Raw genomic sequence first — 24401 nt, forward strand, 5'->3', positions numbered from 1 at the left:
AACGATTGTTCTGGTTAAACTCTAGGAACGTGGCCAATATCAGTTGACCACTACATGATGATTTATCATTACACCAGAGATCGATGTACCAATTACTATTAAGCCTACAAGAGTTGCTAGATAAAGTTATTGGGGTTAAATAATCTATTGTTCTCTTCATTTAGAATGTAAGCAAATTGATTACTATTTCAATAGCAGAAGTTATCCGAAACTTTAAGTGCTCTGAGGTTCGTAACAAGGTTTTGTCCAAAAATGAGTTGAACGAAGCCGCTCTGCGACTGTAACCCGACTATCAGCTAACCCTGTTAAAAGTCCGTCAATTTTAGCAAACCTTCATAATCACTGGCTCGAATCACTGAGTTGATTTTTCATATACGCCAGAAACGAAAAATGTCGCATCCATGCGACATTTCTCTTTTGGCGGCCAAACCAGTTTTGCTATATCCATTCTAGATTTCAATCCATTAGGAGATTATTCAGAATGTAATTATAAGACGCTGTTAATGTTGATTAGTTCCCTTTATGCGGCATTTTTTTTCGATTTATCTTCTAAGTCGAATCACGCAGCGATTAATTTCTTGGTGTAGTTGTTTTTCGGCGCATTGAAAATCTCTTCTGCAGACCCTTCTTCCATTACTTCGCCCTTCTGCATCACCAGTACGCGATCCGACAGTGCTTTCACTACCGAGAGATCGTGGCTGATGAACAGGAAGCCGATATTGTGCTTGGCTTGAATGTCTTTCAGCAGGTCAATCACGGTCAGTTGTACTGAGCGATCGAGTGCTGAAGTCGGTTCATCCAGCAAAATGAAAGAGGGCTCTAGAATCAGTGCGCGAGCAATCGCGATACGTTGTCTTTGCCCGCCAGAGAACTCATGTGGATAACGGTTTATTGAATTCGGCTCTAAGCGAACTTCAATCAATGCTTTGCGCGCTCTTTCTAAACGTTCTTGCTTGGATAGATGAGGTTGATGCACCGTTAAGCCTTCGGTGATGATTTCCCCAACTGTCATGCGTGGTGATAAAGAACCATAAGGATCTTGGAACACCATTTGGACATCTTTCTTGAGCTTTTGACGCTCTTTATCATTTAATAAGCTAACGTCTTGGCCTTTGTAAACAATACGTCCGGTACTCGGCAGCAAGCCGATTAATGCACGTCCAAGGGTTGATTTACCTGAACCAGATTCACCAACAATGCCTAGCGTTTCGCCTTGCTTAAGATTCAACGAAATGCCTTTTACGGCTTCGAAGTACTGGCTTTTACTCTTGATAAAGTGTGATTTCACCAAGAACTGAACTCGGATGTCGTCAGCACACAATAGTTCTGGGGCTGTCGCCTCAACAGGAACCTTAGCGCCTTTCGGAATCGAGTTAATGAGCATTCTTGTGTAATCATGTTTAGGACTATCGAACAAAGATTGAGTCATCCCTTCTTCTACGAGCTCACCTTTACACATCACTAGCACGCGGTCTGCAAAGTGTTTCACCACACCTAAGTCATGGGTGATGAACAAAATTGCCATGCCCATTTTGTTTTGGATTTCTTTGATAAGAGAAAGCACTTCCGCTTGTACGGTCACATCCAATGCGGTGGTGGGTTCGTCGGCAATCAAAATATCGGGCTCGTTGATCAAAGCCATCGCAATCATGATGCGCTGCAACTGACCGCCTGAAAACTCATGCGGATACTTGTTGTAAGCTTGTTCTGGCATTGGTAAATGCACAAGATTGAAGAGCTCTAGCACACGCTGTTTTGCTTTTGATTTCGATACATTGCGGTGACACATAATGGCTTCTTCCACTTGTGTGCCCACGCGAAGGTATGGGTTGAGAGAGGTCATCGGTTCCTGAAAGATCATGCCGATTCTATCGCCACGAATCGACTGCATTTCTCGTTCAGTCTTGCCAAGTATTGATTGCCCCTCAAATTCTATTTCAGATTGAGCATCAATGATGGCGTTATCAGGGAGCAAACGCATGAGTGCGTTAGAAGAGACTGATTTACCTGAACCTGATTCACCAACAATGGCCAAGGTTTCGCTGGATTTAAGGGTAAAGTTAACCTTTTTTACCGCATCAATGATTCCATCATTGGTTGTGAAGCTAACGGAGAGGTTATTGACTTTAAGAATGGCCCGGTCCGACATGATATATCCTTATCAATTTAAGACATTAGGTGAAGATTTCACTTCTGACGTGGTTTTAAGTTGCCCAAAATGGTGATGAGCACGTTGAATTTGTTCTAGTTCGAGCATCCAATACGAACTGCGCTGAGCGCTGCAAAAAGCGATCAGGTGATTGAGCAAACCTTCGCTCTGCTTTTCCAATAATCCAAAGGTACGTTGAATCAGCTCAGTGTTCTCCAGAGAGATAAATTGCATCAGAGCGTAAGATTGATTCAAGGTATCGAAGGCTTGTTGGTGCTGACCTAATCGGTTGAGTATCTCTGATTGAGCGACGCTCGCGTCTCTTAACCCGGCAAGCAAGCAGGCAAATTGGCAAGGCTTGATATCGCTTTGGTATGCTGCATCTTGGATGTGGTGAGGAAGTGAGGTTAGAACATCACCATATAGGCGCTGTGCTTCAGGCCAGTGACCTTGTTCCATTAACTGTTCAGCTTTTAGGTAGTGCATCCAGCATCGTTCAATTTCCATATCCACATCCTCAATTTATAATATCCGTAAATGTTAATGATATTTGTTATCAATTGCAAATTAAAATCATTCACATGTTAAGTTGGTGAATTAAATGACGAGCTATTCCTAAAAATGGCTTAAATTGTGTGTTATTTGTTCAGTTGAACAGCTGTGTAGCGTAAGTCACTAAATTTGTAGGAAATTACATCTACACTGATTTTATCTACACCCAAGTAATGAAGGACTAAGGAGGCGGCGATGGCGATGCAAAGACTCAATACAGAACAGCTGTATCAGGTAGCGGATTTAGACAAGCTACCATGTAAGTCGACCAAAGAACTGGCTCCAATTGACGAAATCGTCGGGCAGGAACGGGCACAAAAAGCCGTTGAGTTCGCGATGTCAATCAAGGAAAAGGGTTACAACATTTATGCGATAGGGCGAAATGGTCTGGGTAAACGCACCATGATCTTGCGCTATCTGAACCGTCACCCTCAAGAAGTGCAGGAGCTTTTTGATTGGTGTTATATCGCGAACTTTGAAGATATTCGTACACCTAAGGTACTGAAATTGCCGCGTGGCGTTGGCAGCAGCTTAAAGCAAGATATTGAAAAATTGATGCGTAAACTGCTGAAAGGTATGCCTCTAGCGTTTGATAACGAGATGTACTTTAGCCGTGCTGACAGGCTTAAAAACCAATTAGCAGCTAAGCAACAAGCCGCGTTAGAAAGCATTAGCCAAGAAGCGAAAGACAAGGGCATTAACCTGACGATCACCACTCAGGGTGATTACCAGTTTGTGGCAATGAATGGCGATGATCTTCATACCGAAGAGAGCTTTGATCTGCTTTCGCCGGAAGAGCAAGATCAATTCGATAAAACCATTGATGGATTGGAAGTCGGCCTACGAACCATCTCTCGTGAACTGACGGAACTTGAAGAGACGTACACTGAGAAAATTCAAAAGCTGAATGATGATACGGCGCGAGATGTGATCACGCACTTCATCAAGCAATTGAAGAAGGATTACAGCCAATATCCAGACATCAAAAAGTACCTAACGGCACTGCGTAAAGACATTGTCGACAACGCTGACATCTTCTTAGAAGAGAGCACGGAGCAAGCAGAAGTTGCAACGGCCTCTTTGGATAAGAAAATGCCGCGTCGCTACAAGGTTAATGTGATTGTGAGCCAAAAGGAGGAGACTCTGCCGATCGTGGTGGAAGAGAATCCAAATTATCACTCTCTGTTTGGCTATGTAGAAACGGCGACGTTCAAGGGTACTGTCTTTACTGACTTCTCATTGATTCGCGCAGGTAGCTTACACAGAGCCAACGGTGGCGTATTACTGATGGATGCGGTGAAGGTACTTGAGCAGCCGTACGTTTGGGAAGGCTTGAAACGAGCACTGCGTTCACGTCAATTGAGCTTCACTTCATTAGAAAAAGAGGTGACCTTAACGGGGGCGGTATCGCTTGATCCAGAACCGATTCCATTGGATGTTAAGATCATCCTGTTTGGCGATTACCGAACTTACCAATTGCTGCAACACTACGATGCAGAGTTTGGTGAACTGTTCCGTGTAACGGCCGATTTTGAAGATGAGATGAAGCGTACTCCCGATTCTGAAATGCATTACGCGCGCTTTATTTCGAGCATCGTGCACGACAACAACATGCTGCATTGTGACCGTAAAGCGATCGCTCGCATCATTGAGCACAGCTCTCGTCAGGCGGGTGACCAAGGTAAATTGTCTCTGCACTCTGCTCACATTGCTAATCTGCTTCGTGAATCAAACTACGTGGCGAGAGGCTCAAAATCGAACCTGATTCGTGCAACGCACGTTGACCAAGCGTTATCTAACCAACAGATGCGTGTCGGACGACTGCAAGACAGCGTGATGGAAACCTTCACTAACGGCACAACGCTAATCCATGTTGATGGTCAAGCGGTTGGGCAAGTGAATGCGCTGTCTGTACTCAGCACGACGGATCATATGTTTGGTGCGCCGAACCGAATCACGGCAACCACCGCTTACGGTGATGGTGAAGTGATTGATATTGAAAGAAACGTAGACCTAGGTGGCAGCATTCACTCAAAAGGCGTGATGATCTTGTCGGCTTACCTTTCTTCCGTATTTGGCAAGACAGCCAAAGTCCCGCTCACCACTAACATCACCTTCGAACAATCGTATGGTGGCGTCGATGGTGACAGTGCGAGTATGGCTGAGTTCTGTGCGGTGGTGTCAGCGTTTTCTAAGCAGCCAAACCGTCAAGACATCGCGATTACAGGCTCGATGAACCAGTTTGGTGAGTCTCAGCCTATTGGTGGTGTGAACGAGAAAATTGAAGGTTTCTTTGATGTGTGTGAAATCAAAGGGCGTTCAAACGAACAAGGGGTGATCATCCCGCGTTCAAATGTTCACAACCTGATGCTGCGTAGCGATATCGTGAAAGCGGTTGAAAAGGGCGAGTTTAATATCTGGGCGATTGACCATGTAACAGAGGCGATTGAGCTGTTCACAGGCAAAGCCGCTGGTGAAGCAAGTGATGAGGGTAGCTATCCAATTGATACTATCTTTGGTATCGCCCAAGCTAAACTGAACGCACTGCGCAAATAGTTTGAATATCTAGATAGCTAAACAAATAAACAAACAGCCAAAACGCAAAAGCCATCGATTCTAGAGTCGATGGCTTTTTTGTTGGTTGAGGTTTAGTTTGCCAGTGAACTAATTGTAGTTGGTCAGCTTGCTGTATTCGGTGAAAGTCGCGTGTTAAAAGGCGTTACCCATTTCGTAAGCAAAGCTTGGTGCCATCGAACTTCAGTTTTGCCAACAAGTGTTTGGCGTTAGCTCGGCCAATATCATCAAATTCGACACCGTATCGAGCGTAGTGTGTCGATTTCTGTAGATTGCAGACGATGCCTCGCAATGGCGGAATCAGTGGTCCGTTGTAGTTCTCAGGGGTTATCTCAATAGACACGCGATCGGCAATCTGAATCGCACGAGAGGTTGGTGAGGTAACGAAACGACAACCACTTTTCGATAAATCTCGTATCTCACAGTTTGCTCGCTGGTCGTTGAAGATGATTCTTGAAGCCAGATTCACTTCATAGCGTGTTTCTTTACGTAGCTGTGTCACTTGCATCGTGCTTGGTGTAGACAGCACTAGAATAGGGAAGGGTTCACCAATTTTATGGTGAATTTGGCTTCTAAAGTGGATAAGCGCGCCTTCACCTCGTAGAGAATACGCACGAGCGGTCATCCAAAAACCTTCTTGAAAGAAAAAGTTCAGATCTTCATTGGATACCTCGGGAACCTCAACCACAATACAGTTATCACTGTGCGTACCGATAAACTTGGTGGTGGCGAGAAACTTCGTGCCAACGGGAGTCGAGACATTTAATGTCAGCTCACTGCCGTGCTCAATCATGGCCAGTGCATCAGTGCTATTGATAGTGGAAACGGTGCGATTACGAGGGTCTTGAAGTGCCTGATTATGCTCCAAAGGCTTCTTCAGGGGTGCGTTCATTATATGTTCTCCATGCGCCAACATGCGTCTGTTAGTTATACTGGTAACTTGCTAACAAGGGGTTATTACGTGCTAGATTTAGTGGACGTACTCACATAGATTTATAGAGTGCCTTTTATCATTTCTGATTTTATATTAAGCCGATTGCACTGAATTATTTGCTGTGTTTGTAAGTACTTAGTTTTATTTATATGCACTTGCGCTAGTCTATTACAAGGAACTCATACTTCAAACTTTTATTGTTTGTCGTATCAATTATTTGCAGGAGTTGAGAATGCAGGCAGTAAAATGGGATCAAGAAGTGAACCAGATCACGGTAGAGTTAGAACCCAACCAGTTCGCGGTCGTTAAGTATCAAAAGGACGGAGATGTACTACATATCACGTCGACACGCATTCCTGATGAACTGCAAGGTAAGGGCTTTGGTAAGGTGATGATGGAGTCGGTATTACCTGAAATTGAACAGGCGGGCTTCAAAATTGTGCCGGTTTGTAGCTATGTGGTTCACTACATGAATAGGCAGCCACAGTGGTCACATCTTCTATCCGAAAAAGCATAGCAACGAGTTATATGTCTCAATCAATACCGTCAAACAATCTTGCTCAATCACAAGTGAGTACGAGTCCAAACCAACCTGAGCTTTATCAAAAAATTGCGACCTTACTGGGTTGCCATCAAGGGTTTGATATCCAAGTTATTCAACGCCTATGGGGCGGGTATGGCGAGCTAGTTCGCTTAGTCTTTGATAAAGATAATAGCGGCTCGATGAACAACGCCTCAGTAAACAGTGTGATCGTTAAGCATGTCGCACTGCCAGATAAAGCCGAACACCCCAAAGGCTGGAACACCAAATTATCTCATCAGCGAAAGGTGCACTCTTACCAAGTTGAGACGGCTTGGTATCAGTCGTTCACTCAGCAATGGGATGAGCGTTGCCCTGTGCCTGTTGGGCTGCAATGTGAACTAGAAGAGAATGAGTGGCTGATTGTGATGCAAGACTTAGCGGATATAGGTTTTCCGTTAACCTCTCATTTTGATGTTCTTGCTGCTTCTGACTATCAGGCACCTAGTTACACACGAGAAGAGCAAAAACAACGCGATGCTTGCCTTAAATGGCTCGCTAACTTTCACGCAAAGCATATCAATATCAATCAAGAGCAGTTGTCATCATTGTGGCAAGTCGGTACTTATTGGCATCTAGATACACGTCCTGATGAGCTCAATGCCTTGGCTGATTTACCATTGAAGAACCAAGCCAAGCACATCGACCGTTTACTAAAAGAATGTCCATATCAAACCTTAGTCCATGGCGATGCCAAGCTCGCCAATTTTTGTTTTGATTCTGAAAGCGAGCGCGCGGCTGCGGTCGATTTCCAATATGTGGGCCATGGTTGTGCGATGAAAGATGTCGCTTTGTTCATGAGTAGTGCGGTGAGGCCGCAAGACTGCGCTGAACTTGAGCCACAGGTACTGGATATTTACTTCCGACACTTGAAAGAGGCATTGGCGTACTATCAGCCACAGCTTTCGTTCTATGAAGTCGAATCCGCTTGGCGACCAATGTTCTATGTCGCATGGGCCGACTTCCAACGTTTCGTAAAAGGCTGGAGCCCAGAGCATTGGAAGATTAACCCGTATACTGAGCAGTTGACCTTACGAGTGCTTACTCAATTAGACGAACAGGAGTCCGTCAATGTTCGATAGAACTGCGAGCTGGAAAACGCCGCAAAACTTTTTATTACTGATTTCGATTGTTGTCCCTATCGCGTTTTCGAGCTGGATGGCACTGCTTAATAACTTCGTGATTGAAAAAGCGAACTTTGATGGTGCGGATATTGGTTTACTGCAAAGTGTTCGTGAAATACCTGGTTTCTTAGCGTTTACCGTAGTGTTTGTGCTGGCCTTCATACGTGAACAACGCTTTATGTTGATATCGCTAGCGATGCTCACTGTAGGCACCGCGATTACGGGTCTGTTCCCTTCACTCACTGGTCTGTTGCTGACTACGATTTTGATGTCGACGGGCTTCCACTATTTTGAAACGCTGAAGCAGTCTTTGTCACTACAATGGTTGAGTAAAGAAGAAGCACCAGAGATGTTAGGTAAGATGATCTCCGTTGGCGCGTTGGCATCTTTAATCACTTATGGCTCTATTTGGGTGATGTTAGAGCAACTCAAACTCGACTTTGCTTGGGTGTATGGCATCACTGGCGGAATTGGTTTTGTTTTAGTTTTGGTGATGACCTTTGGTTTCCCTGAATTTCAGACTAAGACCCAACAAAATAAGAAACTGGTATTGAGAAAGCGTTACTGGCTCTACTACGCGCTAACGTTTATGAGTGGTGCAAGAAGACAAATCTTCACCGTGTTTGCAGGCTTTCTGATGGTAGAGAAATTCGGTTACTCGGCAGCTGACATAACGCTATTGTTCTTAATCAACTACCTATTTAACTTCTTGTTCGCAAAACGTATTGGTCGATTTATTGGTGTGGTGGGTGAGCGTAAGGCGCTGATTTTCGAGTATGTCGGTTTGATTGGTGTATTTGTCGGTTATGGCTTAGTGCAAAACGCAGAGTGGGCGGCAGCACTTTACGTGGTCGATCATTTGTTCTTTGCATTGGCACTAGCGATCAAAACTTACTTTCAGAAAATTGCAGATCCGGCTGACATGGCATCAACCGCTGGTGTCTCTTTCACCATCAATCATATTGCAGCGGTCGTTATTCCAGTGGTGTTTGGTGTGATTTGGTTGTCTTCTCCTGCAACGGTTTTCTATATTGGTGCAGTGATGGCCGTGGTTTCTCTAGCGCTATCTTTAAACATTCCGAAGAAACCTGAAGAGGGCAACGAAGTGCGAATGTTTAGCTGGCGCTAATGTTGGTCTCGATATTATGAAATAAGCAAAAAGCTCCAATAGTGATATTGGAGCTTTTTGTTTATGTGGGATATGTATATCTAATCCGCAAAATAGGTTTCACGCGGATCAGTTTCTTACGGTTTTTAATTCGGTACGCAGCTTGAAAATTCCCTTTGGTGCCTTGGTGAGTAAAATGCCGCAAAGTAGGGGGATCATCATAAACAATGATTGTTCAGACAGAACTTCACCGTTGACGTAACAAGATATTAGCAGCGCTACTACCGGGAAAATCAAAAAGCAGATAGACGCTTGGAAAGGGGTCGAAACCTGCCCTAATTTGAAGTAAGCCACAATGCCGCCAACACTCGCGACAAAGCCTAGGTAAACCACGGCTGAGATTGAATCCTCAGTGAAGGATTCAACATTCACGTTTTCACCTACAGCTGAAACAGCGAATAAGAATAAAGCAGCAATCAGGCTCGGTACGGCGTTGTAGGTCAGTACTTCAATACCTTTGCAGTGCTTTTGAACCAGCACATACATAACTGCGTGAATCGCAACAGCAAGGCCTAAGCAAACCGTGCCAATTAGGTAGTCATCGCCACCCATCTGCATTTCGTTGCCAAGGATTAAACATAGGCTCACAACAGCAGCGATCAACCCGAATATCTGGTGCTTCGCTAGTCGTAGACCTAAGAATAAGCCAGACATCAACATCACAGCCACAGGCATGTTGGCGAAGATGATCGACGCTAAACCTGAAGAGATGTATTGCTCGCCATAGATCATCAACGTAAACGGAATCGCGAAATACATCAACGCAACAATAAGCAGCCATTGGCGCTTACCTTTAGGGAACAGCAGTGGTTGGTTGAAGACTTTCGCCAATACTGCAAGCAGAGGTGCTGCAAGTAAAAAGCGCAACGCAGTAGCAAAAATAGGTGGGATAGAATGCAATGCTACTTCCATAGCGAACCAAGTGGTTCCCCAAATTAAGCAAACAGAGACAAAAAGCAAAATAGTTAGCGACTTCGAATTCATGGTGACTACTCATTAATAATTATTTTAAATCATAGGCTTGTAGCGCCTTAATGACGTGGCACAGTATAGAAAGGTAGTCGGAGAAAAGTTTTGTCTTTTTATCTCTAATTTGAGTTTTTTGTGGAAATTAAATCTCTAGTATGATTATTTTATAGAAAATAAATTCGATTTAGATAGTTAAAGTAAAGTCATTGTTCTTTGTGAGGTTTAATTTAACTTAAGGAATGGTCAACTCAACGAGTATGGCTGTTGGGTTATTGCTGTTAGCGTAGCAACAAAAAACGCGCCCTCAATGAGGCGCGTTTTTGAACAATACGTTTAAGAGGCTGCGTCTACTGCGTAACAGGCTTGACTTGTTTGGATTGTCTTACCGCAAGGATAAGTTGTGGTAGCAGTGACATCACTATCATGCCGGTCATTAGTGAGTATTGTACTGCAGTGAATGATTCACCCATCAACACCATACCGGTCACGATGCCAGCTACTGGGTTTGCGATGCCACCGAAGGTGAAATCAACCACCGACATACGCTGTAGCAACCACACATACATGCCGTAACCCAGCGCTGTGTTTAGCCCAATAACCCATACGAGTCCCATAGCATTACGAGTATCGAAATGAGTGACAGCGTTAATATAAGGCTGCGGATCGATGAATGCATGAACGCCAGACGCGACAGACAAAATCGTACCGCCCAGAATCAGTTGCCATGTTAATACCTTCCACCAGTGCATGCGGTTACCCAGTGACTTGGTAATGCTGCTGCCGATGACAATACACATTATTGCGGCAAACATTGCGCCTAAACCGATTGGGTTCAGAGCAATTTGGCTTGGGTTAAACAGTATCCACGCTAAGGTGATCAAGCCAATACCCGAAAGGGCTTGAATCAGATGCGGGCGCTGTTTTTTCACTACCCAGTGGAAGATCATCGCGAACACCGGCACGGAGATCATGCCCACGCCAGAGATTGCCGAAGGCAGCGTTAGCGCCATCACGAAGATCAAGCCAAAGAAGGTCGCGATATTGATAAGGCCCAGTGTGAAAATGATTTGCCACTCGCCTTTTTTAGGCAGTGTTGGTTTTACTGCTAGCAATAACAAACCAGCAGGTAACGCACGCAAAGCACCCAATAATAATGGTGGCCACTCCTGTAGCGTAAATTGCGTCACTGCATAGGTTGTTCCCCAAAAGAACGCGGGGATCATTGCTAATAATATGTTCATTTAAAATATCTTTACGTTAAGATAACTATTGTGTGAACTGTATACTGAGAACTAGTGGTTGTAAAGTATCTTTATGTTAAACTAGTTTGAAGTAATCAGACTAACAACGGAGCGAGATTGCAAATGGATGCTATCGACCGCGTAGTAGAGCAATGGGCAAAGGAAAAGCCCGAACTAGATACTGAGCCTATGGCAATGATGGGTCGGATTATGCGTATTGCCAAGTATATGGAGACGCAAGTTGCCGAGCTTCATAAAAAATACGACATGAAGCTGGGTGAGTTTGATGTGCTGGCGACGTTGCGACGTTCTGGGAAGCCTTACCGACTGACGCCATCTGAACTGATTGGATCCATGATGCTGACATCTGGCGCGATGACCAATCGCCTTGATAAGCTAGAAGCCAAAGGGCTGATCAGTCGTGAACACAGCAAAGAAGACAGACGCAGCGTGAGTGTCCAGTTAACTAAAGATGGTCTTATTCTGATTGACCAAATGATGACTGAACATGTCGAAATGCAGAAAAAACTGGTTAAATCATTGTCTGCGAGTCAGAAGAAGAACACCAACCAACTTCTGAAAACATGGTTGAGCGCGTACGAGTAGTTTTTCTGATCTTCCTTTAGATTCAATAAAAAACCGAAGCCTAATCGCTTCGGTTTTTTTGTTCCTGTCTAAGAATTTCAAGTACAGAGAGTTAGCGAGTTAAGCTTGCAGCATCTCATCACTGAACAGTTCTGCGCAGCCAATACCATTAATGGCGCAGCTTTCATCAATGTCTGAAATGTCACCGCTCACGCCGATAGCACCCAATACCGTTTTATCCTTGTCTCGAATCAGTAGCCCCCCAGGAACTGGCACCATGTTTCCGTGCGCGAGCACGTTTACGGCGGAGATAAATGCTGGTCGGTTGTCAGCATCTTGGGCGAGTTTTCTAGAGGAACAACCCAGTGCGAGTGCCCCCCACGCTTTAGCGATCGCGATGTCTGGTCGCATCATGCTAGAGCCGTCTTGACGTTGCAGAGAAATCAGCTTGCCACCGCTGTCTAAGACGGCGACCGTCAAAGGTTCTGTGTGGATCTTGTTTCCTGCTTTTAAGGTGCCATCAATGATGGTTAACGCTTGTTGTAGAGTCAAACTTCCCATGTTATCTCCTAGTTTTTCAAGGGGCCGTGTACCAAGCTAAGTCAGCCAATCATTACGCTTGTTGTGAATATCATCGACTGATTCAGCTCGGTACAAGAGTCCTAACTGGACTCTTGTAATAGCCCATAGCTGGGTAAAGTTAGGAAGGCAGCGAACTCTTTGGCTGTAGAAAGTTGATAGAAAAGATCAGCTGTCTCTTCAAATCGACCTGCTGTATAGCGCGAGTCTCCGACTTCATGTTTTATCGTGTCTAGCTCTTGGTAAAGCCAAGAGTGGAATAGTGATTTGGTAAAGGTTTGGCCATCATCGAGTGTTACCCCGTGGTGGATCCACTGCCAGATATTGGCTCTTGAGATCTCAGCAGTCGCGGCATCTTCCATGAGGCCGTAGATAGGCACACAGCCGTAGCCTTGAATCCAAGCTTCGATGTAATACAGCGCGATGCGTATATTCTTACGTACTCCTACTTCGTCGCGACTGCCCTCACAAGGCTTTAGCAACGAGTCTGCATTGATCACATGCTCTGGGCTTTGAAAATCCATTTGGTTTACTTTGCCATCTAAGTGCTTATCAAAGATCGACATTGCCAAATCAACCAGTGCAGGGTGCGCGACCCATGTGCCGTCGTGTCCGTTCTGAGATTCTCTTTGCTTATCTTCGATAACCTTGGCGGTTACACGCGCCATTTCTTGCGGATCTTTCGCTGGAATAAAGGCCGACATACCACCCATCGCCAGTGCGCCGCGAGCATGACAAGTACGCACCAACAGTTGGCTATAGGCATTTAGAAACTCTTGATCCATGCCGATCCCGTGGCGGTCAGGCAGGATGCGGTCTTTATGGTTTTTCAGCGTTTTGATGTAGCTGAAGATGTAATCCCAACGGCCACAGTTCATTGCCACGATATGATCACGCATTGCGTACAAGATCTCTTCCATTTGGAATACGGCTGGAAGCGTCTCAAGCAAAACCGTCGCACGAATGGTGCCTTTGGGTACGTGGAAATAGTTTTCGGTGAAGCTGAAAATATCGTCCCACCACTGTGCTTCTTCCATGCTCTCAAGCTTGGGAATGTAGTAGTAAACCCCTAAACCTTGTTGTGCTCGTGATTGATAGTTATGGAAAAAGTACAAGGCGAAGTCCATCAAGCAACCGCCGATAGGCTGATTGTTGAATTGGATGGATTGCTCAGGAAGATGGATCCCTCGTGGGCGTGCGATCAGCAGTGCAGGATCGTCGTTTAATTGGTAACGCTTCTGCTTCTTCTCATCGAAGTAGCTAATGGTGCCAAGGTTGGCGTCTCTTAGGTTGATTTGCCCTTCGACCATATTGGCCCAAGTCGGGGAAGACGCATCTTCAAAACAACACATGAAGACTTTCGCGCCTGAGTTTAGCGCGTTGATCACCATTTTTCTTTCGATAGGGCCGGTGATCTCTACGCGGCGATCCAGTAGCTCTGGTGGCGGTGTTGCTACCTTCCACTCTTTATTCTGACGAATGGAGATGGTGTCCTTTCTGAAATTGGGTAACTCGCCGTTGTCATATTGAGCTTGTTTTATGTCGCGGTCATTTAGCAGGGTATGACGGCGATCTCCAAACTTATTAACAAGGGCTTCTAAGAACTTTAATGCATCTTTAGACAAGATCTCTTTGTACTCGGAGTTGTCCATCTTCCCAAGTACCTGCATACACAGCACATCTTTTCTCTCTTTCACGTCATTCATCATTGCTTGTCTCCTTTACACAATATGATGTCATTTTGTATACAAAATTCTCTTTTTAAGGATATTTATATGGTAGAAATTGTAAACAAGCAAACGTTATTTAACATTTATTTATCATTTGATCTTTTTGTAATTTATTTTCACGTAAAGATATTTTATGTAAAGCAATGAATTGTAAGCTTTTCAGGGTAAGTGCGTACTTAATGTGATGGGTTGATGTAACAAGATTGTTTCATTCTGGGGTTGATAAATAGCGAGGATGGCTCATAGTATACAAAAGTTATGTTAATTGTATACAATCTGAACTGGAGGTTCGAATGGCAATTATGAAAGCGATTGAAGCAGCGGTAGAAGTGCTTAAACGTGAAGGTGTAGACATCGTATTTGGTGTTCCCGGCGCAGCAATAAACCCTATGTATGCGGCTATGAAAAAACTCGGAGGAATCGACCACGTCTTAGCTCGCCACGTAGAGGGTGCATCGCATATGGCTGAAGGGTACACACGTACCAATCAAGACAATATCGGTGTGTGTATTGGTACTTCTGGCCCTGCGGGAACGGACATGATCACGGGGCTTTATTCGGCGTCTGCAGATTCGATTCCAATTCTATGTATCACAGGCCAAGCCCCACGAGCTCGTCTTCACAAAGAAGATTTCCAAGCGGTCGACATTGAATCTATCGCTAAGCCTGTGACTAAGTGGGCAACCACGGTACTGGAACCTGCTCAAGTGCCACGTGCATTTCAAAAAGCCTTTCATTTAATGCGTTCGGGTCGCCCGGGTCCAATCCTGATTGATCTACCGATTGATGTTCAGCTAGCTGAGATTGAATTTGATATCGATACCTATGAACCGCTAGAACCTTATAAGCCACAAGCGACACGCGCGCAGGTTGAGAAAGCATTAACCATGATGTCTCAATCGGAAAAACCGCTGATTGTATCCGGTGGTGGTGTTATTAACGCTGGCGCATCTGAATTGTTGCAACAGTTTGCCGAGATCACTGGTGTTCCTGTGATTCCAACCTTAATGGGCTGGGGCTCTATTCCAGATGATCATGAGTTAATGGCGGGCATGGTAGGGCTACAAATTTCTCACCGTTACGGTAACGAAACCATGCTCAACTCTGATTTTGTGTTTGGTGTGGGTAACCGCTGGGCTAACCGTCATACCGGTTCTGTGGATGTTTACACTGAAGGCCGCAAATTCGTACATGTGGACATTGAACCGACTCAAATCGGCCGCGTGTTCTGCCCAGATTTAGGCATTGTCTCTGATGCGAAAGCAGCACTAGAGCTAATGGTCGAAGTGGCGCAAGAGTGGCGTGATGCAGGCAAGCTGCCGAACCGAAACGCTTGGGCAAGTGAGTGTCAGGAACGCAAATCGACCATGCTGCGTAAAACCAATTTCGATGAAGCGCCGATGAAACCGATGCGCGTTTATGAAGAGATGAACAAGGCATTTGGTCGTGACACTTGTTATGTGAGCACCATTGGTTTGTCGCAAATCGCCGCCGCTCAGTTCCTGCATGTTTATAAGCCTCGTAACTGGATCAACTGTGGTCAGGCTGGCCCGCTAGGTTGGACAACACCCGCCGCATTGGGCGTACGAGCGGCCGATCCAAATCGCGATATTGTCGCTATCTCTGGTGATTACGATTTCCAATTCATGATTGAAGAACTGGCAGTAGGCGCGCAGTTCAACTTGCCATACATTCATGTGTTGGTGAACAACTCATACTTAGGTTTGATTCGCCAAGCGCAGCGCCAATTTGATATCGATTATTGTGTACAACTGGCGTTTGATAACCAGAACGCGCCAGAGCTTGAAGGCTACGGTGTTGACCATGTTGCCGTTGTTGAAGGCCTAGGCTGTAAGGCGATTCGAGTTCGTGAACCAGAGCAAATTGCCGCTGCGTTTGAGCAAGCAAAAGAGCTGATGAACAAGCATAAAGTACCGGTTGTTGTTGAGCTGGTTCTTGAGCGAGTAACCAACATTGCGATGGGCGTTGAGATCAATGCCATCAACGAGTTTGAGCCACTTGCCGAAAGTCGCGGCGATGCCCCAACGGCGCTAGCGTACAAGTAATCATTAAGTCATGTGTATCCGTAGAGCACAGGTTTAGCTCTACGGAAAAGCCTCCAATAGAGCGAGGCTCCACTACAAATAACCAGATTTTCAAAAATAAAGAATAAGGACAGAGTCATGGCAAAATTTGCAGCAAACTTGTCAATGTTATTCACGGAAGTTGATTTTATGGATCGCTTTGAAGCTGCCGCAGAAGCGGGCTTTCAAGGTGTGGAATACCTTTTCCCTTACGCCTTTGATGCTAAGGAAATCAAAGCAAAGCTCGACGCTAATAACCTAGAGCAAGTGCTATTTAACTTGCCTGCGGGTGATTGGGATTCTGGCGATCGTGGTATCGCGGTAGACCCAGCGCGAGTTGAAGAGTTTCAAGCGGGTGTACCTAAAGCCATCGCTTACGCAAAAGCGCTCGGTTGTACCCAAGTGAATTGCTTGGCTGGGATTGTTCCGCAAGGTGTGACCCAACAAGACGCGCAATCGGCGTTTGTGATTAACCTGCATTACGCGGCGAACGCACTCGCAGCAGAAGGCATCAGCTTAGTGATAGAAGCAATCAATACTCGCGATATTCCGGGCTTCTTCTTGAACACGACTGAGCAAGCCAAAGCGATCCTCAAAGAGGTAGGGAGCGATAACCTTTCTATCCAATACGATATTTATCACATGCAAATTATGGAAGGCGATCTTACGCCGACCATGCAGCAAAACATTGGCCAAATCGCACACGTTCAACTGGCTGACAACCCAGGTCGACACGAACCGGGGACCGGAGAAATCAATTACCCATTCGTGCTCAATTATCTTGATGAGCTTGGTTATCAAGGCTGGGTTGGCTGCGAATACAAGCCGAAAACAACAACGACAGAAGGCCTTGGTTGGCTACACCAGTACCGTTAATTGCGTCTGGTAACCCTCAAACGTTAAGGAGAACAACATGTCTAAAATTGCATTTATCGGAACTGGCATCATGGGGAAACCTATGGCGAGTAACCTTCAAAAAGCAGGTCACGATTTGATTCTGTCGGATCACTTTAATGCAGCACCTGCCGATCTTGTGGCAGCAGGAGCAACGGTTTGCCATTCACCCGCAGAAGCGGCAGAGGCGGCGGATGTCATTATCTTAATGGTGCCGAATACACCACAAGTTGAAGATGTCCTGTTTGGTGACAACGGCGTCGAGCAAGGCCTCACAGCAGGTGGCGCAACGGGTAAGCTAGTTATCGATATGAGTTCAATCTCGCCAATCGCGACCAAAGCCATTGCCGCTCGGATCAACGAAGGCGGTGCTTCATACCTTGATGCTCCGGTATCAGGTGGCGAAGTAGGCGCTATCAATGCAGCGCTGACTATCATGGTGGGCGGTGAGCAAGACGCCTTTGATAAAGCCCGTCCGCTATTTGAAATCATGGGTAAGAACATCACGCTGGTGGGTGATAACGGTGCAGGTCAAACGTGTAAAGTGGCTAACCAGATCATCGTTGCTCTGAATATCGAAGCCGTGTCTGAAGCGTTAGTTTTTGCTTCGAAAGCCGGTGCCGATCCAGCACGCGTACGTCAGGCTCTATTGGGTGGCTTTGCTAACTCTAAGATATTGGAAGTACACGGCGAGCGCATGGTTGAAGGCACCTTTGACCCTGGCTTTAGAATCTCACTTCACCAGAAAGATCTGAACTTAGCGCTAACGGGCGCACAAGAATTAGGTGTTGCACTACCGAATACGGCGAATGCTCAGGAGTTGTTTGGCGAGTGTGCCGAAATGGGCGGTGAAGGTTGGGACCACTCTGCGCTTATCCAAGCGATTGAGAAACGCTCTGACCACTCGATTCGCTAATTAATTAAGGCTGCTATCGATTCGTAGCCCAACAGTTTGTTTATAAATCGCGTAGTTTCGTCTCCTTTTATACGCGTTCCTGATACGAGGCAGAGGTTGAAGTTGTTCCTTTCCAACTTGATCTTAGCAGGCACCCTTTGGCCTTGTATCGGGGTTCTTTTTTTCTCCGTCAACTAAGGAGTGGCTGATGGACATTGATGCTAAGCAGTTTCTACAAACCCTTTTCTCAAGTGCTGTTAATCAGGCGCTACCTAAAAATCACATCGAACCTTTTCTTCCTCAAGACATTTTTTATCGCTCTGCTAATCAAGCCGGGCGTACTGTGGTGATAGGAGCAGGAAAAGCAGCCGCGTCGATGGCCGCAGAGCTTGAAGCGGTTTGGCAGGCAAAGAAACAGCAAGATCTCGCACTGCGTGATCTTGAAGGCTTAGTGGTGACTCGTTATGAGCACACCGCACCTTGCGAACACATTGAGGTGATTGAAGCGGCGCATCCAGTACCAGATGCGATGGGCTTAGAGGTAAGCCAACGTATGCTGCAATTGGTGAGTGGTTTGAGTGCTGACGACACGGTTATTTGCCTACTGTCAGGCGGTGGCTCTGCTTTGCTAAGTTTGCCCGGTGGTGACATCAGCCTAGCAGAGAAGCAACAAATCAATAAGGCGTTGCTTAAATCAGGCGCTGCCATTGATGAGATGAACTGTGTTCGCAAGCATTTATCTTCGATTAAAGGTGGGCGACTAGCAAAGGCTGCTTACCCAGCAAGAGTCGTATCTTTGGCGATTTCAGATGTGCCGGGCGATGACATTAGTGTGATTGCCTCTGGCCCAACCGTACCCGACACCACCACGCGTTTTGATGCGATGGCAATTTTAGAGCGTTACCAAATAGAAACACCACGCACGGCATTTGAATGGTTAAATAATCCAGAGTCAGAAACCGTAAAGCCAGATGACGTATGTTGGAAAAATGCAGAGCACCATATTATCGCGACCCCGATGTCGGCATTGGAATCCGCTGCAGCAGAAGCTGAAGGCTTAGGCATTCCGGCTTATGTGTTGAGTGATTGCATAGAGGGAGAAGCGCGAGATGTTGCGAAGGTGCACGCTGCGTTGGCTAAGCAAGTGGCCAATCACAAGCACCCATTTGAGGCGCCTTGCGTGATACTTTCCGGTGGCGAAACCACAGTAACCGTTAAAGGCAATGGTCGCGGTGGGCGTAACTGTGAGTTCTTGTTGAGCCTATATAACGAGCTTAAAGGCCAAGACAACATATTTGCATTGGCTGCTGATACCGACGGGATTGATGGCGTGGAAGACAATGCGGGCGCATGGATCACGCCTCAAACATGGCAACAAGGTTCGAGCCTGTCGCTTAAAGCGCAAGACTACCTCGATGCCAACAACAGCTACGATTTCTTCAAGCAAGTCGATGTGCTTCTTACCACGGGGCCGACGCTGACAAATGTGAATGACTTCCGCGCAATATTGATTCTTTAACTTGAACAGTTCAAAAACACGGTATGGAATGGTCGCTTCTTAACAAATAGAGCGGCCATTTTATTGTTATCAATGCGGTGACCTTGAGTTCTGAGATTATCTTCTGGACTAATGAAGCACGTTGATTACTATGATTTTAGTAACGAGCTGTAAAGGATGCAATATGTCTAGGATCAGACAAAAGAATCAAGATTTAATCATCGAAGTCGCGTGTGAACAATTCGCCACTCATGGTTATGCTGCAACAAAAATGGCCGATATCGCGAAAGCGGCCGACATTCCCAAGCCTAACGTATTCTATTATTTCAGCTCAAAAGATAAGCTCTACAACGCTGTGCTTGAAACCGTCACTCAGCCTTTACTAGAAGCGTCTCGTCCGATTGAAGAGCTCAGCGATCCTGTTGAAGCCTTGTCTCAATATATTCAAACCAAGCTGATCATTTCTCGCGATCATCCACATGCCTCTAAGGTATTTGCCAATGAAGTGATGTCTGGCGCTAAAGTATTGCCGAAAGAGATTGGTGACGAGCTGTATAAGCAATCCCAGATGATTCTTGATAAGTTCTCGACATGGTCGGCGCAGGGCCTAATGGACGATGTTCCCGCTCATCACCTGATGTTTACCATCTGGGCGGCAACTCAAACCTACGCCGATTTTGGCTGGCAGATTTGCAGCGTGATGCAGAAGGACCAACTCGATGATAAAGACTATGCCGATGCCGCTGAGTTCATCACTCAGCTAGTGATTAAAGGCTGTGGTGTGAAAGGGAGCACTTGAAAGCTGGAGAGTCTTGCTGAGAGTTGCTTTAAGCTTGCTCTTCAGGAAATTGAAATGCCTTATCGTAGAATAAGGCATTTTTTACGCTTGTATTTTAGCTGTATGAGGCTTAGCCAACTAACAAGAAGAAGAGAGCTGTTGCGACAATACCTATCAATGCGTAGGGGAATTGAGTGGTTGCGTGTTGCATTGAGGTACACCCGGAACCTTGAGCTGACAATACCGTTGAGTCACTAAAGAAACATGAGTGACTGCCCGCTGCTGATGCCGAAAGCAGAGCCGCAATAGTTAAATGTAGAGGTACGCCAAGTTGTTCGCCTAGAGGCAATACGATTGGCATAGCAACTGCAAAAGTTCCCCAAGAAGATGCGGTAGCAAACACCAATGCACCGGTGATCATAAAGATAATTGCTGGGAAGTAAGACGCCGATAGATAAGGGCTTACTGTCTCGATGACATATTGTGTCACTCCTAGAGAATCATTCACAGACTTCAGCATGAATCCACCAATCACCGTTGCCAATGGCAGCAGCATAACTTTGATTCCGTCGTAGACAGCTTCAAACATATCATTCATTGAGATTAGACGTTGAACACCATAGAAGCAGATAGTAAAGATAATTGCGACAAATACGCCTGCTAATAGATCAATACCGAAGTACCAGCTTGCACCAACTAACACCACCATAGGCAATAGGAAGTTGATTAATCCCATCGTTGGGTTGGTGTGCGCTGTAATATCTGCGCCAAAGTCGATGTCTGTTGCACCGTCAGGACGTACTTGACCTTTCTTCGCTCGTTCCTCAGCCTGCTTCATTGCGCCTAAATCCGGCATCTTTTCTAACGCAACGAGAAGGACGATTATCAGCGTAACCCAGCCATAAGCCATGTATGGAATCGCTTCAATATATGCTTTGATACCCTCACCAGCTTCAGCCACTCCATTCGCTTCAAGCAGTGAGCTAAAGAAAATAGCCCATGTTGATATTGGCACCAGAATACAAATCGGCGCAGCGGTGGAATCGACTAGATAAGATAGTTTTTCACGGGAGATGTTGTATCCGTCAGTAATCTTCTTCATCGATGATGAGATAGCGATCGCGTTCAGATAGTCATCAATAAAGATCATGATGCCGAGGAAAAAGGTCATCAGCATAGATTGTTTACGGCTCTTAACCTTTGTGACCAACATATCTGAAAAGCTTAAAATACTGCCGCCTTTTTCGAGAATTGCGATTAATCCCCCCATCAGTCCGCAAACTAGAACGATCCATGCAATGGTTTCGTTCATCATTACATCCATCGATATGCCGACAATTTGCTCAACGGCTTGCGCAGGATTGAGTAGTAGTACACCAGCGATGGTACCACTAAAAAGCGCCTCTACGGTGCGGTGTGTAGTTAGGGCGAATACCAAAACAAGTGCGGTAGGGAGAAGGCTCATCCATCCATAGGCCTCTCCTTCTTGGTGGTTCAATCCAATTGATGTGAAGAAAATGAAAGTCGCGACAACCAATAGAGATACCATGATGTGTTGACTGTTGATCTTCAGCGGCGCGTCCAACGCCTTAGTTTGCGTAGTCATACGTGTAGTTCCTTTGTTTATGCTGAGTGCAACATCCAGTCGATTTCTAATGGAGTGATGGCGCGTTCAAACTCCGCCAGTTCACTTCGTTTACAAGCTAAATATAGATCGACAAACTCTTTAGAGATGTACGGGGTCAGCTCACTGCGTTCTAGCTGATCGAGAGCTTCAGACATACGCAGAGGTAAGTCTATTGCATCATCACTGAGGGAGTTAGGACATTGGTCTTTGGTATAGTTTTCACTCGCTAATACTGCGGATAGTACTACTGCAGCGAGAATGTAAGGGTTAACGTCAGCTCCCGCAATGCGGTGTTCAATTCGGCGATTGTTGCTGTCGCTGATAGGAACACGCAGTGCGACACCACGATGGTTCTCGCCCCAGTCTGCTTTCGTTGGCACGTAAGCTCCTGGAACAAAGCGGCGGTAAGAGTTAACGTTAGGGCAAATCAAGGCCATGGAATCGGATGTTTGAGCAAGCATCGCGGCCATGGTTTGATAAAAGAGATTACTGGGTTCACCATCTTGTTGGCTGAAGTGGTTATTGTCGTTGGAATCCACCAAGCTAAGGTGGATGTGCATACCGTTACCAGCTTGCTCACTAAATGGCTTAGCCATGAAGGTAGCATCGAAATCATGTTGATTAGCAATTTGACGAATTAGGCGTTTGACGATGATGATTTCATCACACACTCGTAGTACATCTTTAGAGTGGTTGAAGTTAATTTCGAATTGTCCTGGGGCGGATTCAGATAGTGCCCCCGAAGTATTTAACCCTTGTTCTTGAGCGACTTTGTTAAGATCGGCCAAAAAGTCTGCGTAATCATCCAAACCATCTAAGTCATAGACTTCGGTATCTTTTTCTCGTGATTTTTTGTTTGGGTTGATGGCTGTTTGTAGTGCTCCCATCTCACCCCGCTTCCTGTCTATTAAGTAAAACTCTAGCTCTAAGGCAACACATGGATGTTGATCTTTGGTGTGTAACTTTTCGAGAATTTCACTGACGATATTACGAATAAAGAGCGGGTTTGGGGTGTGGGCTGACTCATCCATCATACTCAACATTATTTGGCCCACTTGCTCTTTAGCGGTAGGCATCAATGTATCCGCAATTGGGAAACACATGTTGTCTGGTTCTCCCAATTCTTCACCTAACCCTGCTGTTTCAACCACATTACCTTTGGTATCTAAAGTAATTGTCGAGAGGGGAAGAGCTACTCCTTTATGCAGCTTGTGTAGTGCACTTACTGGGATGCGCTTGCCTCTTGGTGTGGCATTGATGTCGGTAAAAATCAGATCAACAAACTCGATGTTGGGCCATTTTTGTCGAAAATTTTTAACTTCCTGTAGATACGATTCCATTGTGTTCTCCAACTAGCCTCTATTTGGTAAATTAAAAGTAATAAAAAAGAAACAAGTCAATTGTACTAATTAGACTAAAGTCTAGTTTTAAAGGTTATTTCCTTTTAATACATAAGCTTGCGTTGATTACTTTGAAATTTACAATTTTATTGAAAGATGTTTCTGTTAACTATTTTGTAACAGTTGATTGTGTTTTGCTCAATATAATGTCCAAAATTAGTCGTTTTTTTGACCAAAAAGGTGGGTTTGGTCACGCTTTGGTCATAATATCGAACATCGGTGTTGATAATTTTGTACATGATTTGTAGTGTAAGTGTTAAATAAATCGAGCACGGAAGTAACATGTCTAGAACAAGCAAACCCATTATTGGAATTGTTAGTTGCGCTAAAGAATTGGGTGGCTATCAAATACAGGCAGTGAATAATTTTTACCTCACGGCTGTGAAAGACTTTGGTGGGTTGCCACTGATATTGGCTCCGGATATGGCAAGTGAAGACGTTGAGCGTCTTCTTAACATCTGCGACGGTTTTTTATTTCCGGGGAGTCACTCAAATGTGGCACCACATCATTACAACGGCACTCATGAAGAGTCTAAGAAAGATGAAGCTCGAGATGAGCTTTCCTTTACTTTGATTCGTCAAGCGATAGACAAAGACATTCCGTGTTTTGGTGTTTGCCGTGGATTTCAAGAGATGAATGTTGCTCTGGGAGGCTCACTGAACCCAGCAGTTCATGATTCAGGTTTCAACGACCATAGAGAGAGTGAGGTCGAAGACTTTGAGGAAAAGTACGCTCCATCACACGCGGTGTTGGTGCAAAAACAAAGTTTGTTTGAGAAATGGCTGACTGAAAATCATTGGGAAAACACTATCTTTTTTGAGGTTAATACTCTTCATAACCAAGGGGTTGACCAATTAGCTCCCCAACTGACTGTGGAAGCTAAAGCACCGGATGGTTTAGTGGAAGCGTTTAGTCTTCCAGGGCAAAAATTCTTTGTTGGCGTGCAGTGGCACCCAGAATGGAAAGCAAAAACGAATCATTTCTCTCAAATTTTGTTTAAAGAATTTATGATGGCGGCCTCTCTATAAGTTAGGAGCCA

20 protein-coding genes are annotated in these 24401 nt (G+C 45.4%); 11 read left to right on the plus strand and 9 right to left on the minus strand.

Annotated features, from left to right (window positions below; all coding sequences use genetic code 11):
* Positions 1-559: 559 nt before the first annotated feature.
* Together AB6E78_RS07735 and AB6E78_RS07740 are read right to left on the minus strand one after the other, a co-directional pair.
* Entirely contained in the window at positions 560-2149 is a 1590-nt protein-coding gene (locus AB6E78_RS07735) for an ABC transporter ATP-binding protein (RefSeq protein WP_372132980.1), read from the minus strand.
* A 12-nt stretch (positions 2150-2161) separates the two neighbouring features.
* Positions 2162-2656, minus strand: a complete 495-nt coding sequence (locus tag AB6E78_RS07740) for a hypothetical protein (protein ID WP_102320288.1) — start codon at positions 2654-2656, stop codon at positions 2162-2164.
* A 240-nt stretch (positions 2657-2896) separates the two neighbouring features.
* On the opposite strand from AB6E78_RS07740, the gene AB6E78_RS07745 reads away from it, so the two are divergent.
* On the plus strand, positions 2897-5257 hold the full coding sequence (locus AB6E78_RS07745) for a Lon protease family protein (RefSeq protein WP_017061577.1): 2361 nt from the start codon (positions 2897-2899) through the stop codon (positions 5255-5257).
* A 163-nt stretch (positions 5258-5420) separates the two neighbouring features.
* Here AB6E78_RS07745 and AB6E78_RS07750 read toward each other — a convergent pair whose 3' ends face one another.
* On the minus strand, positions 5421-6167 hold the full coding sequence (locus AB6E78_RS07750) for a flagellar brake protein (RefSeq protein WP_017065025.1): 747 nt from the start codon (positions 6165-6167) through the stop codon (positions 5421-5423).
* Positions 6168-6441: 274 nt separating this feature from the next.
* Here AB6E78_RS07750 and AB6E78_RS07755 point away from each other — a divergent pair, with 274 nt between their 5' ends.
* Genes AB6E78_RS07755 through AB6E78_RS07765 form a run of 3 tightly spaced genes read left to right on the plus strand, consistent with a single transcriptional unit; the run spans position 6442 to position 9042 of the window.
* Positions 6442-6726: a GNAT family N-acetyltransferase gene (locus tag AB6E78_RS07755; protein ID WP_102397885.1), complete on the plus strand. Its 285-nt coding sequence runs from the start codon at positions 6442-6444 to the stop codon at positions 6724-6726.
* Between the two features lie 11 nt (positions 6727-6737).
* The gene (locus AB6E78_RS07760) at positions 6738-7871 is read left to right on the plus strand and encodes a phosphotransferase (protein ID WP_372090749.1); all 1134 of its coding nucleotides are present in this window, start codon (positions 6738-6740) and stop codon (positions 7869-7871) included.
* Entirely contained in the window at positions 7861-9042 is a 1182-nt protein-coding gene (locus AB6E78_RS07765; RefSeq protein ID WP_010432674.1) for an MFS transporter, read from the plus strand. Before AB6E78_RS07760 ends, AB6E78_RS07765 begins: the two co-directional genes overlap by 11 nt.
* A gap of 108 nt (positions 9043-9150) precedes the next feature.
* Here the strand turns inward: AB6E78_RS07765 and AB6E78_RS07770 are convergent, their stop codons facing one another.
* Both AB6E78_RS07770 and AB6E78_RS07775 read right to left on the minus strand, forming a co-directional pair.
* Positions 9151-10065, minus strand: coding sequence for a DMT family transporter (locus AB6E78_RS07770; RefSeq protein ID WP_017071268.1), 915 nt, complete (start codon positions 10063-10065; stop codon positions 9151-9153).
* A 332-nt stretch (positions 10066-10397) separates the two neighbouring features.
* On the minus strand, positions 10398-11291 hold the full coding sequence (locus AB6E78_RS07775; RefSeq protein WP_017067653.1) for a DMT family transporter: 894 nt from the start codon (positions 11289-11291) through the stop codon (positions 10398-10400).
* Positions 11292-11414: 123 nt separating this feature from the next.
* On the opposite strand from AB6E78_RS07775, the gene AB6E78_RS07780 reads away from it, so the two are divergent.
* Entirely contained in the window at positions 11415-11897 is a 483-nt protein-coding gene (locus AB6E78_RS07780; protein ID WP_017061583.1) for a MarR family winged helix-turn-helix transcriptional regulator, read from the plus strand.
* A gap of 99 nt (positions 11898-11996) precedes the next feature.
* Here the strand turns inward: AB6E78_RS07780 and AB6E78_RS07785 are convergent, their stop codons facing one another.
* Together AB6E78_RS07785 and aceB are read right to left on the minus strand one after the other, a co-directional pair.
* Positions 11997-12437: a heme-binding protein gene (locus AB6E78_RS07785; protein ID WP_008220964.1), complete on the minus strand. Its 441-nt coding sequence runs from the start codon at positions 12435-12437 to the stop codon at positions 11997-11999.
* Positions 12438-12538: 101 nt separating this feature from the next.
* Positions 12539-14164 carry a malate synthase A gene (aceB, locus tag AB6E78_RS07790; protein WP_372132975.1) on the minus strand — a complete coding sequence of 542 codons (1626 nt, stop codon included), beginning with the start codon at positions 14162-14164 and terminating at the stop codon, positions 12539-12541.
* A 314-nt stretch (positions 14165-14478) separates the two neighbouring features.
* Here aceB and gcl point away from each other — a divergent pair, with 314 nt between their 5' ends.
* The 5 genes from gcl to AB6E78_RS07815 all read left to right on the plus strand — a co-directional run bounded on the left by gcl (position 14479) and on the right by AB6E78_RS07815 (position 20355).
* Positions 14479-16251 (plus strand): glyoxylate carboligase, encoded by a 1773-nt coding sequence (gene gcl, locus AB6E78_RS07795; RefSeq protein ID WP_372132972.1) that lies wholly within the window; start codon positions 14479-14481, stop codon positions 16249-16251.
* A 117-nt stretch (positions 16252-16368) separates the two neighbouring features.
* A complete protein-coding gene (gene hyi, locus AB6E78_RS07800) occupies positions 16369-17145 on the plus strand; it encodes a hydroxypyruvate isomerase (RefSeq protein WP_151408119.1) in 777 nt (258 codons plus the stop codon).
* A 37-nt stretch (positions 17146-17182) separates the two neighbouring features.
* Positions 17183-18079, plus strand: a complete 897-nt coding sequence (locus AB6E78_RS07805) for a 2-hydroxy-3-oxopropionate reductase (protein ID WP_372112630.1) — start codon at positions 17183-17185, stop codon at positions 18077-18079.
* Positions 18080-18266: 187 nt separating this feature from the next.
* Positions 18267-19577, plus strand: coding sequence for a glycerate kinase (locus tag AB6E78_RS07810; RefSeq protein ID WP_372082943.1), 1311 nt, complete (start codon positions 18267-18269; stop codon positions 19575-19577).
* A 163-nt stretch (positions 19578-19740) separates the two neighbouring features.
* Entirely contained in the window at positions 19741-20355 is a 615-nt protein-coding gene (locus AB6E78_RS07815; RefSeq protein WP_065584813.1) for a TetR/AcrR family transcriptional regulator, read from the plus strand.
* 109 nt (positions 20356-20464) lie between these two features.
* On the opposite strand, the gene AB6E78_RS07820 is transcribed toward AB6E78_RS07815, so the two are convergent.
* Both AB6E78_RS07820 and AB6E78_RS07825 read right to left on the minus strand, forming a co-directional pair.
* Positions 20465-21940: a Na+/H+ antiporter NhaC family protein gene (locus tag AB6E78_RS07820; RefSeq protein ID WP_017067343.1), complete on the minus strand. Its 1476-nt coding sequence runs from the start codon at positions 21938-21940 to the stop codon at positions 20465-20467.
* Between the two features lie 17 nt (positions 21941-21957).
* Entirely contained in the window at positions 21958-23301 is a 1344-nt protein-coding gene (locus AB6E78_RS07825) for a glutamine synthetase family protein (RefSeq protein ID WP_017065013.1), read from the minus strand.
* Positions 23302-23643: 342 nt separating this feature from the next.
* Between AB6E78_RS07825 and AB6E78_RS07830 the strand changes: the two genes are divergently transcribed.
* On the plus strand, positions 23644-24390 hold the full coding sequence (locus tag AB6E78_RS07830; protein ID WP_017065012.1) for a gamma-glutamyl-gamma-aminobutyrate hydrolase family protein: 747 nt from the start codon (positions 23644-23646) through the stop codon (positions 24388-24390).
* The last annotated feature ends 11 nt before the right edge of the window (positions 24391-24401 follow it).

The organism is Vibrio sp. 10N.247.310.98, assembly GCF_041467395.1.
In the GTDB taxonomy this organism is placed as follows: Bacteria; Pseudomonadota; Gammaproteobacteria; order Enterobacterales; family Vibrionaceae; genus Vibrio; species Vibrio crassostreae_C.

What these genes read in the sequence shown, in the direction of transcription:
- AB6E78_RS07735 (WP_372132980.1), bottom strand. Translation starts at nt 2,149, where the DNA reads ATGTCGGACCGGGCCATTCTTAAAGTCAATAACCTCTCCGTTAGCTTC.
- AB6E78_RS07740 (WP_102320288.1), bottom strand. Translation starts at nt 2,656, where the DNA reads ATGGAAATTGAACGATGCTGGATGCACTACCTAAAAGCTGAACAGTTA.
- AB6E78_RS07745 (WP_017061577.1), top strand. Translation starts at nt 2,897, where the DNA reads ATGGCGATGCAAAGACTCAATACAGAACAGCTGTATCAGGTAGCGGAT.
- AB6E78_RS07750 (WP_017065025.1), bottom strand. Translation starts at nt 6,167, where the DNA reads ATGAACGCACCCCTGAAGAAGCCTTTGGAGCATAATCAGGCACTTCAA.
- AB6E78_RS07755 (WP_102397885.1), top strand. Translation starts at nt 6,442, where the DNA reads ATGCAGGCAGTAAAATGGGATCAAGAAGTGAACCAGATCACGGTAGAG.
- AB6E78_RS07760 (WP_372090749.1), top strand. Translation starts at nt 6,738, where the DNA reads ATGTCTCAATCAATACCGTCAAACAATCTTGCTCAATCACAAGTGAGT.
- AB6E78_RS07765 (WP_010432674.1), top strand. Translation starts at nt 7,861, where the DNA reads ATGTTCGATAGAACTGCGAGCTGGAAAACGCCGCAAAACTTTTTATTA.
- AB6E78_RS07770 (WP_017071268.1), bottom strand. Translation starts at nt 10,065, where the DNA reads ATGAATTCGAAGTCGCTAACTATTTTGCTTTTTGTCTCTGTTTGCTTA.
- AB6E78_RS07775 (WP_017067653.1), bottom strand. Translation starts at nt 11,291, where the DNA reads ATGAACATATTATTAGCAATGATCCCCGCGTTCTTTTGGGGAACAACC.
- AB6E78_RS07780 (WP_017061583.1), top strand. Translation starts at nt 11,415, where the DNA reads ATGGATGCTATCGACCGCGTAGTAGAGCAATGGGCAAAGGAAAAGCCC.
- AB6E78_RS07785 (WP_008220964.1), bottom strand. Translation starts at nt 12,437, where the DNA reads ATGGGAAGTTTGACTCTACAACAAGCGTTAACCATCATTGATGGCACC.
- aceB (WP_372132975.1), bottom strand. Translation starts at nt 14,164, where the DNA reads ATGATGAATGACGTGAAAGAGAGAAAAGATGTGCTGTGTATGCAGGTA.
- gcl (WP_372132972.1), top strand. Translation starts at nt 14,479, where the DNA reads ATGGCAATTATGAAAGCGATTGAAGCAGCGGTAGAAGTGCTTAAACGT.
- hyi (WP_151408119.1), top strand. Translation starts at nt 16,369, where the DNA reads ATGGCAAAATTTGCAGCAAACTTGTCAATGTTATTCACGGAAGTTGAT.
- AB6E78_RS07805 (WP_372112630.1), top strand. Translation starts at nt 17,183, where the DNA reads ATGTCTAAAATTGCATTTATCGGAACTGGCATCATGGGGAAACCTATG.
- AB6E78_RS07810 (WP_372082943.1), top strand. Translation starts at nt 18,267, where the DNA reads ATGGACATTGATGCTAAGCAGTTTCTACAAACCCTTTTCTCAAGTGCT.
- AB6E78_RS07815 (WP_065584813.1), top strand. Translation starts at nt 19,741, where the DNA reads ATGTCTAGGATCAGACAAAAGAATCAAGATTTAATCATCGAAGTCGCG.
- AB6E78_RS07820 (WP_017067343.1), bottom strand. Translation starts at nt 21,940, where the DNA reads ATGACTACGCAAACTAAGGCGTTGGACGCGCCGCTGAAGATCAACAGT.
- AB6E78_RS07825 (WP_017065013.1), bottom strand. Translation starts at nt 23,301, where the DNA reads ATGGAATCGTATCTACAGGAAGTTAAAAATTTTCGACAAAAATGGCCC.
- AB6E78_RS07830 (WP_017065012.1), top strand. Translation starts at nt 23,644, where the DNA reads ATGTCTAGAACAAGCAAACCCATTATTGGAATTGTTAGTTGCGCTAAA.